Origin of the sequence: Escherichia fergusonii ATCC 35469, from assembly GCF_000026225.1 — a bacterium.
Taxonomy (GTDB): Bacteria; Pseudomonadota; Gammaproteobacteria; order Enterobacterales; family Enterobacteriaceae; genus Escherichia; species Escherichia fergusonii.
The window spans coordinates 1,514,899-1,531,793 of record NC_011740.1 but is presented as its reverse complement, the minus strand read 5'-3'; the positions used below and the strand labels follow the sequence as shown (position 1 = coordinate 1,531,793).

The 16,895-nt window shown below is 49.8% G+C and carries 17 protein-coding genes; 7 read left to right on the top strand and 10 right to left on the bottom strand.

Features of this window, described 5'->3' with window-relative positions:
• Positions 1-88: 88 nt before the first annotated feature.
• The 3 genes from adhP to EFER_RS07545 all read left to right on the top strand — a co-directional run bounded on the left by adhP (position 89) and on the right by EFER_RS07545 (position 1,847).
• A complete protein-coding gene (gene adhP, locus EFER_RS07555; RefSeq protein ID WP_000642397.1) occupies positions 89-1,099 on the top strand; it encodes an alcohol dehydrogenase AdhP in 1,011 nt (336 codons plus the stop codon).
• A gap of 185 nt (positions 1,100-1,284) precedes the next feature.
• Complete coding sequence (locus EFER_RS07550) at positions 1,285-1,563, top strand: type II toxin-antitoxin system RelE/ParE family toxin (RefSeq protein ID WP_000605676.1); 279 nt, start codon at positions 1,285-1,287, stop codon at positions 1,561-1,563.
• A complete protein-coding gene (locus EFER_RS07545) occupies positions 1,563-1,847 on the top strand; it encodes a HigA family addiction module antitoxin (RefSeq protein ID WP_000781370.1) in 285 nt (94 codons plus the stop codon). The genes EFER_RS07550 and EFER_RS07545 overlap by 1 nt, the downstream gene beginning before the upstream one ends.
• Positions 1,848-1,897: 50 nt before the next feature.
• Here EFER_RS07545 and fdnI read toward each other — a convergent pair whose 3' ends face one another.
• From fdnI to fdnG, 3 genes are read right to left on the bottom strand one after another with little or no spacing between them, the layout of a single operon-like run.
• The gene (fdnI, locus tag EFER_RS07540) at positions 1,898-2,551 is read right to left on the bottom strand and encodes a formate dehydrogenase-N subunit gamma (RefSeq protein ID WP_000045645.1); all 654 of its coding nucleotides are present in this window, start codon (positions 2,549-2,551) and stop codon (positions 1,898-1,900) included.
• Positions 2,544-3,428, bottom strand: coding sequence for a formate dehydrogenase N subunit beta (gene fdnH, locus EFER_RS07535; protein WP_001240580.1), 885 nt, complete (start codon positions 3,426-3,428; stop codon positions 2,544-2,546). Before fdnH ends, fdnI begins: the two co-directional genes overlap by 8 nt.
• Before the next feature lie 12 nt (positions 3,429-3,440).
• Entirely contained in the window at positions 3,441-6,488 is a 3,048-nt protein-coding gene (gene fdnG, locus EFER_RS07530; protein WP_015953395.1) for a formate dehydrogenase-N subunit alpha, read from the bottom strand.
• 231 nt (positions 6,489-6,719) lie between these two features.
• Here fdnG and yddG point away from each other — a divergent pair, with 231 nt between their 5' ends.
• The 3 genes from yddG to EFER_RS07510 all read left to right on the top strand — a co-directional run bounded on the left by yddG (position 6,720) and on the right by EFER_RS07510 (position 9,594).
• The gene (gene yddG / locus EFER_RS07520) at positions 6,720-7,601 is read left to right on the top strand and encodes an aromatic amino acid efflux DMT transporter YddG (protein WP_071821794.1); all 882 of its coding nucleotides are present in this window, start codon (positions 6,720-6,722) and stop codon (positions 7,599-7,601) included.
• A gap of 338 nt (positions 7,602-7,939) precedes the next feature.
• Positions 7,940-9,055, top strand: a complete 1,116-nt coding sequence (gene ompC, locus EFER_RS07515) for a porin OmpC (protein WP_000850478.1) — start codon at positions 7,940-7,942, stop codon at positions 9,053-9,055.
• Positions 9,056-9,114: 59 nt separating this feature from the next.
• Positions 9,115-9,594 (top strand): GFA family protein, encoded by a 480-nt coding sequence (locus EFER_RS07510; protein WP_002431546.1) that lies wholly within the window; start codon positions 9,115-9,117, stop codon positions 9,592-9,594.
• Here the strand turns inward: EFER_RS07510 and benD are convergent.
• The 7 genes from benD to EFER_RS07475 form a co-directional block, all read right to left on the bottom strand.
• Positions 9,560-10,333: a benzoate diol dehydrogenase BenD gene (gene benD / locus EFER_RS07505; protein ID WP_001212186.1), complete on the bottom strand. Its 774-nt coding sequence runs from the start codon at positions 10,331-10,333 to the stop codon at positions 9,560-9,562. The genes EFER_RS07510 and benD overlap by 35 nt on opposite strands.
• 9 nt (positions 10,334-10,342) lie before the next feature.
• Positions 10,343-11,359 carry a benzoate 1,2-dioxygenase electron transfer component BenC gene (gene benC, locus EFER_RS07500; RefSeq protein ID WP_000010990.1) on the bottom strand — a complete coding sequence of 339 codons (1,017 nt, stop codon included), beginning with the start codon at positions 11,357-11,359 and terminating at the stop codon, positions 10,343-10,345.
• Between the two features lie 9 nt (positions 11,360-11,368).
• Positions 11,369-11,854 carry a benzoate 1,2-dioxygenase small subunit gene (benB, locus tag EFER_RS07495; RefSeq protein ID WP_000956684.1) on the bottom strand — a complete coding sequence of 162 codons (486 nt, stop codon included), beginning with the start codon at positions 11,852-11,854 and terminating at the stop codon, positions 11,369-11,371.
• On the bottom strand, positions 11,854-13,236 hold the full coding sequence (locus tag EFER_RS07490) for a Rieske 2Fe-2S domain-containing protein (RefSeq protein WP_001173028.1): 1,383 nt from the start codon (positions 13,234-13,236) through the stop codon (positions 11,854-11,856). Before EFER_RS07490 ends, benB begins: the two co-directional genes overlap by 1 nt.
• Before the next feature lie 79 nt (positions 13,237-13,315).
• Positions 13,316-14,242 carry a catechol 1,2-dioxygenase gene (gene catA, locus EFER_RS07485; protein ID WP_000071453.1) on the bottom strand — a complete coding sequence of 309 codons (927 nt, stop codon included), beginning with the start codon at positions 14,240-14,242 and terminating at the stop codon, positions 13,316-13,318.
• 64 nt (positions 14,243-14,306) lie between these two features.
• Entirely contained in the window at positions 14,307-14,597 is a 291-nt protein-coding gene (gene catC / locus EFER_RS07480) for a muconolactone Delta-isomerase (protein ID WP_000897969.1), read from the bottom strand.
• Entirely contained in the window at positions 14,587-15,735 is a 1,149-nt protein-coding gene (locus tag EFER_RS07475) for a muconate cycloisomerase family protein (RefSeq protein WP_001277045.1), read from the bottom strand. Before EFER_RS07475 ends, catC begins: the two co-directional genes overlap by 11 nt.
• A 227-nt stretch (positions 15,736-15,962) precedes the next feature.
• Between EFER_RS07475 and EFER_RS07470 the strand changes: the two genes are divergently transcribed.
• Positions 15,963-16,766, top strand: coding sequence for an IclR family transcriptional regulator domain-containing protein (locus EFER_RS07470; protein ID WP_015953391.1), 804 nt, complete (start codon positions 15,963-15,965; stop codon positions 16,764-16,766).
• Positions 16,767-16,895 lie beyond the last annotated feature (129 nt).

The following is a 16,895-nucleotide window of genomic DNA, read 5'->3' as shown; positions in this document are numbered from 1 at the left end:
TTTCAGAACTCATCCATACTGGGTAATGGCAAATAAATCTCATTTGCCTCACCTGCTATGCAGAACATCATCCGAAAAGGAGGAAACTATGAAGGCTGCAGTTGTTACGAAGGATCATCATGTTGACGTTACGGATAAAACGCTGCGCTCACTGAAACATGGCGAAGCCCTGCTGAAAATGGAGTGTTGTGGTGTATGTCATACCGATCTTCATGTTAAGAATGGCGATTTTGGTGATAAAACCGGCGTGATTCTGGGCCATGAAGGCATCGGTGTGGTGGCAGAAGTTGGCCCCGGCGTTACCTCATTAAAACCAGGCGATCGCGCCAGCGTGGCGTGGTTTTACGAAGGATGCGGTCATTGCGAATACTGTAACAGCGGTAACGAAACGCTCTGCCGTTCAGTAAAAAATGCCGGATACAGCGTTGATGGCGGCATGGCGGAAGAGTGCATCGTGGTCGCCGATTACGCGGTTAAAGTGCCGGATGGCCTGGACTCGGCGGCGGCCAGCAGCATCACCTGCGCGGGCGTCACCACCTACAAAGCAGTAAAACTATCAAAAATTCGTCCAGGACAGTGGATTGCTATCTACGGTCTTGGCGGTCTGGGCAACCTCGCCCTGCAATACGCGAAAAATGTCTTTAATGCAAAAGTGATCGCCATTGATGTCAATGATGAGCAGTTGAAACTGGCAACCGAAATAGGTGCTGATTTAGCGATTAACTCACGTACCGAAGACGCCGCCAAAATTGTGCAGGAGAAAACCGGTGGCGCTCACGCAGCGGTGGTGACAGCGGTAGCTAAAGCTGCGTTTAACTCGGCAGTTGATGCTGTCCGTGCTGGCGGTCGTGTTGTGGCAGTCGGTCTGCCGCCGGAGTCTATGAGCCTGGACATCCCACGGCTGGTGCTGGATGGTATTGAAGTGGTCGGTTCGCTAGTTGGCACGCGCCAGGATCTCACCGAAGCCTTCCAGTTTGCCGCCGAAGGCAAAGTGGTGCCGAAAGTCGCCCTGCGTCCGTTAGCGGACATCAACACCATCTTTACTGAGATGGAAGAAGGCAAAATCCGTGGCCGTATGGTGATTGATTTCCGCCGCTAAGAAGCCTTTGCTGCGACTGCCATGTTCGGGTCGCAGCCTGTTTTGCGAGACGCTTTCCGCAATTTCACTCTTCTTCTTTTCCTCCCCCATCTTTCCCCTCACAATTCGCGAAAACGTAGCGAAATTTGTTGCGCTGCACGGAACAATAGTGATAGTGTTCCTTTCGAGGGAACAAGGATGAAGAGATGATAATGAATTTCAGACACAAGGGATTGCGTGACTTGTTTCTTCTCGGCAAAACCTCCGGCGTTATACCGACGCAAGTCAAACGATTACGCCACCGACTCGCTGTGATTGATGCAGCAAGCTGTCTTGCTGATATCGATATGCCCGGTTACCGACTACACCCGTTAAGCGGCGATCGTGATGGAATTTGGGCGATATCTGTCTCGGGCAACTGGCGGATAACGTTTGAGTTCGTCAATGGCGATGCATACATACTGGATTACGAGGACTATCACTGATGAAAATGGCCAATCATCCCCGCCCGGGGGACATTATTCAGGAATCACTGGACGAGCTGAACGTCAGCCTGCGCGAGTTTGCCAGAGCAATGGAAATTGCGCCCTCAACGGCAAGCCGATTGCTGACCGGAAAAGCCGCGTTGACGCCAGAAATGGCGATTAAACTTTCTGTGGTGATCGGCAGTTCGCCGCAAATGTGGCTGAATCTACAAAACGCCTGGAGTCTGGCAGAGGCAGAAAAAACGGTAGATGTGTCGCGACTACGCCGTCTGGTTACGCAATAAAAAAATGGCGCTTTTTACAGCGCCATTTTCAGCTTAAAGTTCAAAAGAGATTATATCCCTTCTTCACTCTCTTTTTTCGCTTCTGCCTTCTCGATTTCACGATACCAGCGTGGATGGTGTTTCTTCGCCCAACGACGGCTCACCTTCCCTTCGATCATCCCTTTAATCGACCCTTTCACCCAGAATGCCATATACATATGGATCAGGATGGCGTGGATCAGGATGATACCCGCAGCCGCGTGAATAAACAGGCTATAACGGACAACCTGTATCGGGAAGTACTGCGCAAAGTACGGACGCCAGATAATCACTCCGGTCACCAGCAGCACGAAAATCATGCTCATGATCGACCAGAACATCATCTTTTGCCCGGCGTTGTACTTACCGACATCCGCCACTTTGTGTTCATTGCCTTTTAATACTTCGACAATGTTCAACAGCCACGGAATATCTTTCTTATCCGGGATGTTGTGATGCACAAAACGCACAAACATAAACATCAGCGCGACGAAAATCGCAATGCCGAAGAACGGGTGCAAAATGCGTCCCATCTGCGGCGTACCGAAGGTTTGCGTCAGCCATTGCAGCGTCGGGAAGAAGAACGAAATCCCGGACAGCGCCACCAGGAAGAAGCAAATCACCACGGTCCAGTGACAGGCGCGATCAATAAACTTGGTGCGCACAATCATTTTCGACTTACTCATGATGATCCTCCTCGTCATCGTCCACTTCCTTATTCGGGCCAATACCGATGTAGTGGAAAATCAACCCGGCAAAAGTGGCGATAAAGCCAGCCGCTGCCAGCGGTTTCAACGCGCCTTTCCACAGGTTCACCGAAGTGTCGATCTTCGGATCTTTTGGCAGACCGTGATACAGCTCCGGCTGATCGGCGTGATGCAGCACGTACATGACGTGCGTACCACCGACCCCTTCCGGGTTGTAGACGCCAGCATGTTCGTAACCACGCGCTTTCAGTTTCGCCACGCGCTGTTCCGCCAGCTCCAGCATCTCCTTCTTGGTGCCGAAGTGGATAGCCCCGGTCGGACAAGTTTTCACACAAGCCGGTTCCTGACCGACGCTGACGCGATCGACGCAGAGTGTGCATTTATATACCCGGTTATCCTCTTTGTTGAGGCGTGGAATATTAAACGGACACCCGGCAATGCAGTAACCACAGCCGATGCAGTTTTCCGACTGGAAATCGACAATCCCGTTAGCGTACTGAATGATCGCACCAGCAGACGGGCACGCCTTCAGGCAGCCCGGATCTTCACAGTGCATACAACCGTCTTTACGGATCAGCCACTCCAGCTTGCCGTTCTGTTCGGTTTCGCTAAAGCGCATCACCGTCCAGGACTTGGCGCTCAGATCGGCGGGGTTATCATAAACCCCGACGCAGTGCCCCACTTCATCACGGATGTCGTTCCACTCCGAACACGCCACCTGACAGGCTTTACAGCCGATACAGGTGGAAACGTCGATAAGTTTCGCGACTTCTGCTTTGTAATCACGCACCTGAGAAGGCGGCGTGATGGAGTTAGTTGCGGACCTTTTGATAATGTCCTGCGTTTCCATAGCCATCTGTTCGCCCCCTTACGCCTTCTCGATGTTGACTAAGAACGCTTTATATTCCGGCGTTTGCGAGTTTGCATCACCGACATTCGGCGTCAGAGTGTTAGCGATATAACCTTTACGCGCGACACCCTCAAAGCCCCAGTGGATTGGAATACCCACCGTTTCAACCTGCTGACCGTTTACATTCAGCGGTTTCAGACGGCGCGTTACCACAGCCACCGCGCGGATAAAGCCACGCTTGCTGGAGACAGTGACACGATCGCCATTGGCAATGCCTTTCGCCGCCGCCAGCGTTTCGCTGATTTCCACAAACTGTTCCGGCTGAGCAATTGCGTTGAGCAACGCGTGCTTGGTCCAGGTGTGGAAGTGCTCGGTCAGACGATAGGTCGTACCCACATACGGGAACTGCTCTTTTTTACCCATCCGCAGCGCGTCTTGTTCATACAGACGAACAACCGGGTTAGAAACCACGTTCGGATGCAGCGGGTTAGTGCCCAGCGGCGTTTCAATTGGTTCGTAGTGTTCCGGGAACGGACCTTCCGCCATTTTGTTGATGGCAAACAGGCGTCCCATCCCTTCCGGCTGCATGATAAACGGTCCGGTTGGCGTACCCGGTGCGGCATTGCCGAAGTCCGGAATATCGTTACCCGTCCACTTGCTGCCGTTCCACTGGATCAGCATCCGTTTCGGATCCCACGGTTTACCGTTGATATCCGCCGAAGCACGGTTGTACAGCACGCGACGGTTGAGCGGCCACGCCCAGGCCCATCCCAGCGTATTCCCCAGACCGGACGGGTCGGAGTTATCGCGGTTGGCCATCTGGTTGCCCTGCTCTGTCCAGCTACCGGTGTAGATCCAGCAAGAAGATGCGGTTGTACCGTCATCACGCAGATGCGCAAAGCTACTCAGCAACTGCCCTTTCTTCGCAATCAGCACGCCATTAGCGTCATAGAGATCTTCCAGCGCATAGCCGTTGTTCTCTTTTGCCACTTCGTCAGACTGCGGCTCGTGCGGCTGCTTGTAGTTCCAGCTCATCTTCATCAGCGGTTCTACGCCTTTACCACCTTCGGCCTGGTACAGCTCGCGCAGATGATGGTAGATACCCGCCAGAATTTCGCCGTCGTTACGCGCTTCGCCTGGCGCGTCCTGACCTTTCCAGTGCCACTGCAACCAGCGACCGGAGTTAGCGATAGAACCATCTTCTTCAGCAAAGCAGGTCGAAGGCAGACGGAATACCTCTGTCTGAATAGACGCCGGATCGACATCGTTCGACTCGCCGTGGTTCTGCCAGAAGGTGGAGGTTTCAGTCACCAGCGGATCGATAACCACCATGTACTTCAGCTTGCTCAGGCAGCTCACCACTTTGTTTTTGTCCGGGAAGGACGCAACCGGGTTAAAGCCCTGGCAGAAATAACCTGTGACTTTGCCTTCATCCATCATGTTGAAATACTTGATGACGTCGTAGGTCTGGTCCCACTTCGGCAGCCAGTCGTAGCCCCAGTTGTTCTCTTTCTGCGCGGCATCGCCGTAGAAAGATTTCATCAGGCTAACGAAGAACTTCGGATAGTTGCTCCAGTAGTTCACCTGATCAGCCAGCGTCGCTTTCGGCGTGTTCGCTTCCAGATACGACTGCAAATCAACCTGTTTTTCTGACGGCAGCGTCAGATAACCCGGCAGGCTGGTAGAGAGCAGGCCTAAGTCAGTCAGGCCCTGAATGTTGGAGTGACCACGCAATGCGTTCACGCCGCCACCGGCCATACCCATGTTACCGAGCAGCAACTGGATCATCGCCATAGTACGGATGTTCTGCGCACCCACGGTGTGTTGGGTCCAGCCCAGTGCGTACAGGAAGGTGGTTGTGCGATCCGGCGCGCTGGTGGAGGCCAGCACTTCACACACTTTCAGGAAGTCAGCTTTTGGCGTACCGCAGATGTTTTCAACAACGTCCGGCGTGTAACGGGAAACGTGCGCTTTCAGCAAGTTCCACACACAGCGCGGATGAGTCAGTGTTTCATCGCGTTTCGCATAGCCGTTTTCATCGAACTGATAGTTCCAGGACGACTTATCGTACTGACGTTTTTCAGCGTCATAACCGCTGAACAGGCCGTCTTCAAAAGTAAAATCATCACGCACCAGCAGGCTGGCGTTGGTGTAATGCTTAACGTATTCGGCGTTGATCTTGTTGTTTTCGATCAGGTAGCGCAAAACGCCAGACAGGAACGTAATGTCCGTACCGGAACGAATAGGTGCGTAGATATCCGCAACAGAAGCGGTACGCGTAAAACGGGGATCGACAACGATCAAGGTTGCATCGTTGTTGTTTTTCGCTTCCATCGCCCAGCGGAAACCGACGGGATGCGCTTCAGCAGCGTTACCGCCCATCACCATTACGACGTTAGCGTTTTTGATATCCACCCAGTGGTTGGTCATCGCACCGCGACCAAATGTTGGAGCAAGACTTGCTACCGTTGGTCCGTGTCAGACGCGCGCCTGGTTGTCTACCGCCAGCATCCCGAGGGAGCGGGCAAATTTCTGTGTCAGCATCCCGGTTTCGTTGCTGGCACCGGAAGCACACAGCATACCGGTAGAAAGCCAACGGTTTACCGTTACGCCCTGCTCATTCTTTTCAATAAAGTTAGCGTCACGGTCTGCTTTCATCAGCTTCGCAATGCGGGAGAATGCTTCTTCCCAGCTAATGCGCTGCCATTTGTCAGAACCTGGCGCACGATATTCCGGGTAGCGCAGACGGTTTTCGCTGTTGACGTAATCCAGCAATCCGGCCCCTTTCGGGCACAGCGCACCACGGCTTACCGGATGATCCGGGTCACCTTCAATGTGATAAATCGCTTCTCTGGCGTTTTTCGCGCCATCACCCAGGCTATACATCAATAGCCCGCAACCTACGGAACAGTATGTACAAGTGTTACGGATCTCTTTCGCGCGTAATAATTTGTAGTTTCGCGCCTGAGCCAGTGCTTGCTTCGGGGCAAAGCCCAATGCTGCTACTGTTGTTCCCGCCATACCGCCCGCGCAGATTTTAAAAAATTGTCTGCGACTGACGTCCATTGCTTTCCTCTTTTTTCAGGGGTATTACTGCGCGAGGAAACTAACAGTAAAATTCTGAATCTTTTTGCGCGAAATCAAAAAGAACACTTGTTTGCCACAAAATAATCCGCCTGCGCAAATTGACCTACCTCAATAGCGGTAGAAAAACGCACCACTGCCTGACAGGCCAGTTAAAAAAATGCTATAAAATTCAGCTTAATTTTTAACGGCAAGAGAGACAAAACAGCGAGCATGACACGACAAAAAGCAACGCTCATAGGGCTAATAGCGATCGTCCTGTGGAGCACGATGGTAGGATTGATTCGCGGTGTCAGTGAGGGGCTCGGTCCGGTCGGCGGCGCAGCTGCTATCTATTCATTAAGCGGGCTGCTGTTAATCTTCACGGTTGGATTTCCGCGTATTCGGCAGATCCCGAAAGGCTATTTACTCGCCGGGAGTCTGTTATTCGTCAGCTATGAAATCTGTCTGGCACTTTCCTTAGGTTATGCAGCGACCCGTCATCAGGCAATTGAAGTGGGTATGGTGAACTATCTATGGCCCAGCCTGACAATTCTCTTTGCCATTCTGTTTAATGGTCAGAAAACCAACTGGCTGATTGTACCTGGATTATTATTAGCCCTGGTCGGTGTCTGTTGGGTGTTAGGTGGTGACAATGGGTTACACTATGATGAAATCATCAATAATATTACCACCAGTCCATTGAGTTATTTCCTGGCGTTCATTGGCGCTTTTATCTGGGCAGCTTATTGCACAGTAACGAATAAATACGCACGCGGATTTAATGGAATAACCGTTTTTGTCCTGCTAACGGGAGCAAGTCTGTGGGTTTACTATTTTCTCACGCCACAACCAGAAATGGTATTTAGCACACCCGTCATGATTAAACTCACCTCTGCGGCATTTACCTTAGGATTTGCTTACGCTGCGTGGAACGTTGGCATTTTACATGGCAACGTCACCATTATGGCAGTAGGTTCGTATTTTACGCCCGTACTTTCGTCGGCGCTTGCTGCGGTACTGCTTAGTGCTCCGCTATCGTTCTCATTCTGGCAAGGCGCACTGATGGTCTGCGGCGGTTCCCTGCTCTGCTGGCTGGCGACACGTCGTCAATAAAAAGGCAAAGCCGTTTACACTGTAAGCGGCTTTCATCTTCATATGCATATCATTTATTTTTTAACGAAGTGATTACCATAATTAACTAATATCTTTCTATTTTAATTAATATTTTTGTCTGTAGGCTGCTTTATTTATTCCTATAAGACAAATAGAGCTTATTAATTTTCTGTTTTTTGCTACTTCGATGTAAATCACACAAATGGAATTTATCTGGCATTATATCGAACTAATCATTGAACTATTGATTCGCCACTCTTTTAATATGCGCAGTTATGGAAGATTGATATTCTAATTATTGCAGACTATACCTTAGGAATATTACAGAGATATATACAATGAAAACAAAATTAATAGCAGTGGTGATATCAACTTTGTTAGCAGCAGGCGCCGTAAACGCAGCTGAAATCTACAACAAAGATGGCAACAAACTGGATCTTTATGGAAAAGTGAATGGATTACATTACTTTTCAAAAGATGATAGTAAAAATGGCGATAAAACCTATGCTCGTCTCGGTTTTAAGGGTGAAACGCAAATTACCTATGAACTGACAGGCTATGGTCAATTTGAGTATGAATTTAAGGCCAATGGACCTGAATCGGAAGGTTCCCACAAAGATAAAACTCGTCTTGCATTTGCTGGTTTGAAATTTGATCAGTTCGGTTCTCTCGATTATGGTCGTAACTATGGCGTAGCCTATGACATTGGTGCATGGACAGACGCTCTGCCTGAATTCGGTGCCGACACATGGATTCAAACCGATGTATTCATGACTAAACGAGGCACTGGACTTGCCACTTACCGTAATAATGACTTTTTCGGTCTGGTTGAAGGCCTGAACTTCGCTGTGCAGTATCAGGGCAAAAATGACAGCAGTAATGAATATTCATCATCGGGACGCGTCCAAACTGAAGGCAACGGTGATGGCTTTGGTATTTCGTCCTCATATACCTATGAAGGTTTTGCTGCAGGGGCGGCTTATACCCATTCTGACCGAACAGTTGGTCAACAAGAATTAGCAAAAATTAATTCTATTAACGCCTCCGGTAAAGCAGCTGAAATGTGGGTTGCAGGCCTTAAATATGATGCGAATAACATCTACCTTGCTGCCACTTATGCTGAAACACTGAATATGACGCATTTTGGTAATTCCTGGACGGGCCCATATATTGCGAATAAAACCCAGAACATCGAACTTGTTGCTCAATATCAGTTTGATTTCGGCTTACGCCCGTCAGTGGCATATCTGAAATCGAAAGGAAAAGAACTGGAGCGTTGGGATAGCCAGGATCTGGTTGAATACATTGATCTTGGCACCAGTTACTACTTCAACAAAAATATGTCCACCTATGTGGATTACAAAATCAACTTGCTTGATGACACAAGCTTCACGAAGCAATCGAGTATAAATACTGACAACATTGTTGCTGTCGGTCTGGTTTATCAATTCTGATAAGTTATCCCGCCCGTAAATCAGCGCAGTGCTGGCTTACGGGCACTCCAGGTAGAATTATGCAACAGGTAACTGGATTGTGCCTTTGTGGGCAAAGCCATTTTATCGTCAATATAAAATCACTCGATGTTTGCGCTTGCCACTGCACATTGTGCCAGAAATGGTCTGGCGGTATTGCCATGTATCTGGAAGCCTCTGAGTCGCCTGTAATGTCAGCGCAATCTCCACCACCGCCTTTTTTTGCCTCGACACCCCATGGCAGACGCTATTTTTGCGCAGGCTGCGGCTGTCCGCTGTGGCTAACGCTCACAAAAAATCACCGTGTCTTCGTTCCCTGGACCTTGCTGGAATTGAGTGATCTTGACAGGCGCCGCCTGGTGCTGGCGGCAGAAATTTATACGGAAACGCAACCGCAATTCTGGCATCTCACAGGTCAATATGCCCGCCTGACGGGCAAAGAAGTTGAAGCAATGGACAATACCTGCCAGATTACCCTTGAGACTCTTACCCCAGATCGCCCCCTGCAACCGGTAACGTAACACCGGTGATATAGCTGGCATCGTCGCTGGCGAGAAACAAAATGGCATTCGCCTGCTCTGCCAGTGTACCGTACCGATGCATCAAGCTACTCGCCAGCGTTTGATCAATGACCTGCTGATACCAGGCTTGCTCCTCAACGGTTGGTTGTTCTTCGTTACGAGGCGTTAAACGAGTCGGGGCATCTGTTCCCCCAGGGGCAACAGCATTAATCCGAATGCCACTACCACTATATTCCATCGCGATAGAACGGGTTAACGCATTGACCCCACCTTTTGCTGCCGAATATGGCACACGATTAACACCAGCTGTCGCCACTGACGAGATATTCACAATGCTTCCTTTACCCTGTTGTAGCATCCAGGGTAATGCCGCACGGCACCCCCAAAGCGTGGGAAACAGAGATCGACGCACTTCTTTTTCAATTTGTTCCGGTTGGTACTCAGCAAAAGGTTTTGCCCAAATGGTCCCGCCGACGTTATTAATCAGGATATCGAGTCGGCCAAAATGGGCGACGCCTGTTGCGAATGCCTGCCCGGTGCTTTCCCACTGTTCGAGATCTGCTTCCAGCGCCAGAACATCGCAACCTGCCTTTGCCAGCGTAGCGGCCAGTTCATGAACGTAACGAGAACGATCAATCAGCAGCAAACGCGCCCCTTCACGGGCTGCTTGTTCAGCGGTTTGCCGACCGATGCCTTGTGCTGCACCGGTTATCGCCATGACTTTATTTTGAAATCGCATTTTTGTTCCTTATGCCGCCGCGCTCTGGCTGGCGATAAATTTTTCATACCAGAAACCTGCCGGGGAGATTCCTCTTTCGCGAAGTGCCGTTGCTACGGCATTCACCATCGGTGGCGGCCCACAAAGATAGATATCCACATCGCCATTATTCAACATCGCATCATCCAGATGCTCCGTAACATATCCCCGCTGTGGGCAATTGCTTTGCGCATCACTCACCACCGGAAGCCAACGAAACTGGCTCAATTGACGAGCGAACGCATCCAGCTCCTGGGTTTTAACCAGATCGCAATCCAGTGTTACGCCATATAACAACGTCACCGGGCGTGTACTGCCCTTGGCCTGTAATGTCTCCAGCATCGACAACAATGGCGCCAGCCCTGTTCCTCCTGCCAGCATTAACAATGGGCGTTCACCACTGCGTAAATAAAAGCTGCCCATCGGACCACTGAGGCTAAGGCGATCGCCCGGTTGCGCTCGTTGCGTTAACCACTGACTCATCATTCCGCCGGGTACGTTACGAATCAAAAATCGCCCTTCCCGACTGCCCGCTAAGGAGCTAAATGAATAAGCGCGCACTTGCGGTGTTCCTGGCACTTGAATGTTAATGTACTGGCCGGGTAAAAACGTCAGTGGTTCATCCAGTTGTACCACCAGCTCAATGGCGGTATCCGATAGCATCGTGACCTGTACGACTTCTGCGTCTGTCGTGGTAATCGCCGTTTTGCATTGCGCCGCTGCCACAGGAATATCAATGACACAATCGCTGGTTGGGATCATCTGACACGTCAACACCTGACGAGCCAGTGCTTCATCTTCACTGAGAGCATCCTCAAGATAATCCTCACCCAACGCATATTCGCCGCTGGCACAATGGCATTTGCAAGTGCCACATACGCCGTCAGAGCAATCCATCGGCAGATTGACCTTCTGTCGGTAGGCAGCATCCAACACTTTTTCACCCTGGTTACACTGAATAAATCGGGTGATCCCGTCTTCAAAATTGAGTGCGATTGTAAAACTCATCATGCCTCCTCAAATGTGGTAAACGTCGATCACCTGACGGATATAGTCATTATTCAGGCGTACGGTTTTACGAATAATCTGCGGTTTGCCATCAATCTCGATGAGTGTGCAACGCGTCGCACCAAAAAAGAGATCGGTATGCTGATAACGATGGTTGTAAGTCACCCAGTTATAGCGCACGTCAATGCCCTGCTCGATTTCGCCCAGCAGTTCCACATTGCTGATCATGTGTGTTGTACGTGGTTCCGGGGTACTGGCACCTGAACGTTCGGTTTTAATGCGATAGACCCGGTCTTCCAGGCCATCACGATTGGGGTAATAGATCAGCGAGATCTCTTTTTGCGGATCACGTGTCAGTTTGTCATCATCGCCCCAGGCAGGCATCCAGAACACCACTTTTGGGCTATAGCAGTTCAGCCACTCATCCCACTGGCGATCATCCAGCAGTCGGGCTTCGTAATAGAGAAACTGGCGGACTTGTTCGAGGGTTAACATCAGGCCACCTCCACACGCTGAGTAATTGACTGGTCATAACACATCTGTTCTTTTTCCAGTGCCGCCAGCATGACGTTTTGCCAGTGATGGTGATGGGCGATATACAGTGCTTCATCTTCCGATTTCACGCCGCTGAGCAATGGCGTAAATCCTGCGTGTTGCGCATGTTCGTCCGGGCCATCAACCCAATGCAGAGCACCACGGCTGAGATCGCTCCATGGCAGGTTTTCACCAAGATAACCGCGCTGACAGGCGCTGAATTCTTCCAGATCATCTGGTGTGCCCATCCCGCTGACATTAAAGAAATCTTCATACTGACGAATACGCAATGCGCGAGCCTGTTCAGATTCGCCTTTTGGCGCAAAACACCAGATAGTGACTTCGGTTTTATCAACTGCAATGGGGCGGATTACGCGGATCTGCGTGGAAAACTGATCCATCAAATAAACATTGGGATAGATACAGAGATTACGCGTTTCGTTCACCATTTGGTCAGCACGCAGTTCGCCAAATTCTGCCTGTAAACGTTCCCGATGGTCATAAACCGGACGCACTTCCGGGTTTAACGTACGAGTCCAGAGCAACATGTGACCGTTATCAAAGCCATATCCGCCACCAATACTTTTTGACCAGCCATTGGCATCTACAGCGCGGGTACCTTCCGCTTCATAATTTCGCCGTGACATCGTTGACGAGTAGTTCCAGTGCACCACGCTAACGTGGTAACCGTCAGCACCGTTTTCCGCACCGAGCTTCCAGTTCCCTTCATAAACATAGCTCGACGATCCATTGAGAACTTCCAGCCCTTCCGGAGCTTGATCAACGATCAAATCAATGATTTTGCAGGTTTCACCGAGATACTCTTCCAGCGACATAACATCGTCATTCAGGCTACCGAACAGAAATCCGCGATACGACTGGAAACGGGGCAATTTCTGTAAATCGTGGGAACCTTCATGTTTAAATGTTGGAGGATACGCGCCGGTACTTTCATCTTTTGCTTTTAATAATTTGCCGTTATTACTAAATGTCCAGCCATGAAATGGACAGGTAAATGAGTTTTTATTTCCCCGCTTGCGTCGACATAACATCGCGCCACGGTGAGCACAACTATTGATTAAGGCATGAAGCTCACCTTTTTTATCGCGGGTAATAATGACCGGCTGACGTCCCAGCGTTAAAGTATAATAATCCCCTGCTTCGGGAATTTGGCTTTCATGGGCGAGGAATACCCAGTTACCTTCAAAAATATGCTTCATTTCAAAATCAAACAATTGCTGATCGGTAAATATAGACCGATGGCAACGATAAATATGATTTTCACGATCAACAATTAATGCATTGCTGATTTTATCTTTTAATGTTGAGAGAGTTTTTTGCATGAACTTAGCCCTCCGGGATAAACCAGATATAAAATAAAAACGGCGGTATTACCTCAACGTAATACCGCGAAAGGAGAATTTATTCTTGTGCGCGCAGGCGGGTAATACGCTGCTCTTCATCCGGGTTTTGAGCTTTACATAATGTAAAGTCAAAGCGTACTTCAGTGTGTTCGCCATCAAGCCCGCGCTCAGCAATTTTTGCACTTTCATTAACTTTTACCGGATCAGCAATCAGCCCATCACGGGTAGCAAAGGCAAAGTCGTCCCATAAATATTGATCGCCATTCAGGTTGATCTGACTGGTAAGGTGCTTATGTCCAGGCGCGGAAACGAAAAAGTGAATATGCGCCGGGCGATTACCATGACGACCCAGGCGATCCAGCAGTTTTTGGGTTGGACCATCTGGTGGGCAACCGTACCCGGACGGCACAATACTCCGCACACTGTAACGACCATCAGCTCCCGTACGAATACGACGACGCAGGTTATATTCGCTTTGGCTCTGGTCAAAGAAGGAGTAATTACCCAGCGTATTAGCGTGCCAGATATCAACAATCGCGTTTTCTACCGGGCGGCCTTGCGTATCTTTTACCTGACCATGCAACCACATCACTTCCCCGGCGTCCGCACCATCATCCATACGGGCATGGCTCTCTGACAAAGGCGCGTTAGCGACATACAGTGGGCCTTCGATGGTACGCGGCGTGCCCGTTTCACGCTGTTGCGCCGCATCGAGGGCGTCCTGGCGCAGATCAAGATAATGCTCCAGCCCCAGACCGGCTGCCAGCAATGCCGCTTCTTGTCGGCCGCCCAGCTCATGCAAATAATTGATTGCCTGCCAGAACTCTTCCTGTGTGATATTGTAGTCATCAATTAAAGTACAAATATTTTCTAATAAACGATGCATGATCGATTTAAAACGTTCGTCGCCATCAGTAGTATTTAACCCGGCGCTGATGCGCAGTAAATTCTGCACATCTTCGTGTTTAACAAATGAATTGCTCATATTATTCTCACTTTTATTGTTCCAGGATAATGCCGGAGTTATCCGGCATGAGGTAAGATATTAATTAACGGTCATCATCACGAATTGAAGAAGGATGACGGCAAAGCGCCTCTACATTAATATCCATAAACGGATATAGCGGTAGTGCCATTAATAATTCATGTAATTCTTCGGCGTCTTTAACGTCAAATATACTGACATTGGCATAAAGACCGGCAACACGCCAGATATGACGCCATTTACCTTCACGTTGTAATTGTTGTGAATAATCTTTTTCACGTTTTTTTATATCTTCGATTTCAGCAAAAGGAATATCACGTGGAATATTCACAGTCATATCGACTTTAAATAACATGGTTCTCTCCTGTTACCGCGTTTCTTTTACGGGAATAGAAACGCAATTTGTCTTCATCCAGCTCCACACCCAGTCCTGGTGTTTGGGGGAGTGTTACCTGACCATCAGCAAAAGTGAGCGGTACACTAACGATGTCATCTTTTAACAGCAGCGGACCGAACATTTCTGTGCCCCACTGCAACGGTAGTGTTGACCAGGCGTGCAAAGAGGCGACGGTGCCAACAGTGCCTTCCAGCATGGTACCGCCATACAGCCCAATACCTGCCGCTTGCGCCACGCGAGCCAGTGCCAGCACACTATTTGGACCACCTGCTTTGGCAATTTTCAGCGCATACGCACCACTAAATCCTTGTTGAGCCAGTTGATAACCGTCGTAAAGATTCGCCACCGCTTCATCAGCAAGAATTGCCGTTTCTACCTGATGGCTCAGACGTACCAGTGCGGCGTTATCCTGAGCACTGACAGGCTGTTCAATCAGATCCACGCCCATAGCCGCCAGCTCACGACATCCTTTGGCTGCTGTGGTGGCATTCCACGCCTGGTTAACATCGACGCGAATACTGGCGCGATCTCCCAGTGCCTCAACAATTGCTCTGGTATGCCGGAGATCAGCCTGCAACTCCCGCGCACCAATTTTGAGTTTAAAAGCCTGGTGACGCCCCTGATCCAACAGATTCTCACCTTCAGCAATATCTTTTGTTGTGTCACCACTCGCCAGGGTCCAGAGGACAGGCAAGGTTGTTGACAAGCCACCGCCAAGAAGTGCCGAAACAGGTAATCCCTGTGCTTTACCCTGAGCATCAAGCAATGCGGTTTCAATCGCTGATTTGGCGAACGTATTCCCTTTGATCGCCGCATTCATTCGCGCGGTGATCGCATTAAGGTTGTCGGCTGGCAGCCCTTTTAACAAGGGAGTCAGGTAATCTGTAATTGCACAGGCGATGGCCTCCGGGCTTTCCACGCCGTAACTTAAGCCACCGATGGTGGTCGCTTCCCCTATCCCTGTAATACCGTCAGAACGGGTAAGACGCACAATGACCAGTGTCTGACACCCCATGGTGGTCATGGAAAGCTTGTGGGGGCGAATAGTTGGCAAATCTACCAGCCAACATTCGATGCGTTCTACGGTCGCGCTCATCGTCTCTTCCTGTGTATGAAATACATAACTTTTTCTACCGCCAGCGATAACCAACGGTGGTTGTGCTTTGACAATAGGAGCGAGCAGGCAAGATGGTCAACGGCGATAATCGAAATGTTGTGCGATAATCGGCACAAATGTTAACTTGAGGTTAATTGTGTGATCGAGGTGGTATAATGCAGTACTGCTGATGCCACATTTTTGGCAATGGGTATAGTAAATTTCGCATGGCGCATACAAAGAGGGAATCGATGAGTGATGTTATTGGGTACGCAAAAAATGATCCTAACTTTATGTTGTCGCTGGCGCGAGGGCTTGAGGTACTCAATGCATTTACGCCACAGCGACAACGACTGACTATCTCGCAATTAAGTCAGAAAACACAGATTTCTCGCGCCTCTGTACGTCGCTGCCTCTACACTCTCGCTGCACTTGGCATGGTGCACAGCCCGGATGGTCGCCATTACGAATTACTGCCCCGCGTACTGGCGGTTGGTCATGCATATCTTGCCGGAACGCCATTAGCAAAGGTGGCTCAGACGGCGCTTGATAGCCTGGGTAAGAGCCTTGGACAATCCTGTTCTGCTGCAACTCTTGATGGTGATAACGTGCTCTATATTGCCCGCTCAGCAGTCAATAATTTGCTTAGTGTAGATATTGGTCGTGGTAGTCGATTACCCGCATGGGCGACCTCTATGGGGAGAGTTCTGCTGAGTGCACTACCTGATGAACAATTAAACGTGACGTTGTCACGTATAAACATGATTCGCTATACCCCGCATACCCTGAATTCACTTTCTGCTTTACGTGAAGAACTGGCGCGAGTGCGCAGACAAGGCTATGCCCTGGCAGATCGGCAAATCGAGGTCGGTCTGTGTTCTCTGGCGGTCCCGTTATTATCCCGAAATAACCAGGTGGTTGCCGCGTTGAACGTGGGTGTCCCGTCTGCGTCTATGAGTGGCGCGGAACTGAAAGAACTAGCACTTCCCGCTTTGCGCCGTGTCGCTATGGATTTATCCTTACAGTTGTAATCATTACTGTTTAATTCAATATGGGGAATTATCCCTTCGGGCAAACGAAAATTGCCTGATTAACTACGCTAATCAGGCCTTTAGTCTCTCTGTAATACACTGAATTTACGTGCTTTTATAGGTCACCTG

Excerpts from the sequence above, each read along its gene's own strand:
- adhP (WP_000642397.1), top strand. The coding sequence starts at position 89 with ATGAAGGCTGCAGTTGTTACGAAGGATCATCATGTTGACGTTACGGAT.
- EFER_RS07550 (WP_000605676.1), top strand. The coding sequence starts at position 1,285 with ATGATAATGAATTTCAGACACAAGGGATTGCGTGACTTGTTTCTTCTC.
- EFER_RS07545 (WP_000781370.1), top strand. The coding sequence starts at position 1,563 with ATGAAAATGGCCAATCATCCCCGCCCGGGGGACATTATTCAGGAATCA.
- fdnI (WP_000045645.1), bottom strand. The coding sequence starts at position 2,551 with ATGAGTAAGTCGAAAATGATTGTGCGCACCAAGTTTATTGATCGCGCC.
- fdnH (WP_001240580.1), bottom strand. The coding sequence starts at position 3,428 with ATGGCTATGGAAACGCAGGACATTATCAAAAGGTCCGCAACTAACTCC.
- yddG (WP_071821794.1), top strand. The coding sequence starts at position 6,720 with ATGACACGACAAAAAGCAACGCTCATAGGGCTAATAGCGATCGTCCTG.
- ompC (WP_000850478.1), top strand. The coding sequence starts at position 7,940 with ATGAAAACAAAATTAATAGCAGTGGTGATATCAACTTTGTTAGCAGCA.
- EFER_RS07510 (WP_002431546.1), top strand. The coding sequence starts at position 9,115 with ATGCAACAGGTAACTGGATTGTGCCTTTGTGGGCAAAGCCATTTTATC.
- benD (WP_001212186.1), bottom strand. The coding sequence starts at position 10,333 with ATGCGATTTCAAAATAAAGTCATGGCGATAACCGGTGCAGCACAAGGC.
- benC (WP_000010990.1), bottom strand. The coding sequence starts at position 11,359 with ATGAGTTTTACAATCGCACTCAATTTTGAAGACGGGATCACCCGATTT.
- benB (WP_000956684.1), bottom strand. The coding sequence starts at position 11,854 with ATGTTAACCCTCGAACAAGTCCGCCAGTTTCTCTATTACGAAGCCCGA.
- EFER_RS07490 (WP_001173028.1), bottom strand. The coding sequence starts at position 13,236 with ATGCAAAAAACTCTCTCAACATTAAAAGATAAAATCAGCAATGCATTA.
- catA (WP_000071453.1), bottom strand. The coding sequence starts at position 14,242 with ATGAGCAATTCATTTGTTAAACACGAAGATGTGCAGAATTTACTGCGC.
- catC (WP_000897969.1), bottom strand. The coding sequence starts at position 14,597 with ATGTTATTTAAAGTCGATATGACTGTGAATATTCCACGTGATATTCCT.
- EFER_RS07475 (WP_001277045.1), bottom strand. The coding sequence starts at position 15,735 with ATGAGCGCGACCGTAGAACGCATCGAATGTTGGCTGGTAGATTTGCCA.
- EFER_RS07470 (WP_015953391.1), top strand. The coding sequence starts at position 15,963 with ATGGCGCATACAAAGAGGGAATCGATGAGTGATGTTATTGGGTACGCA.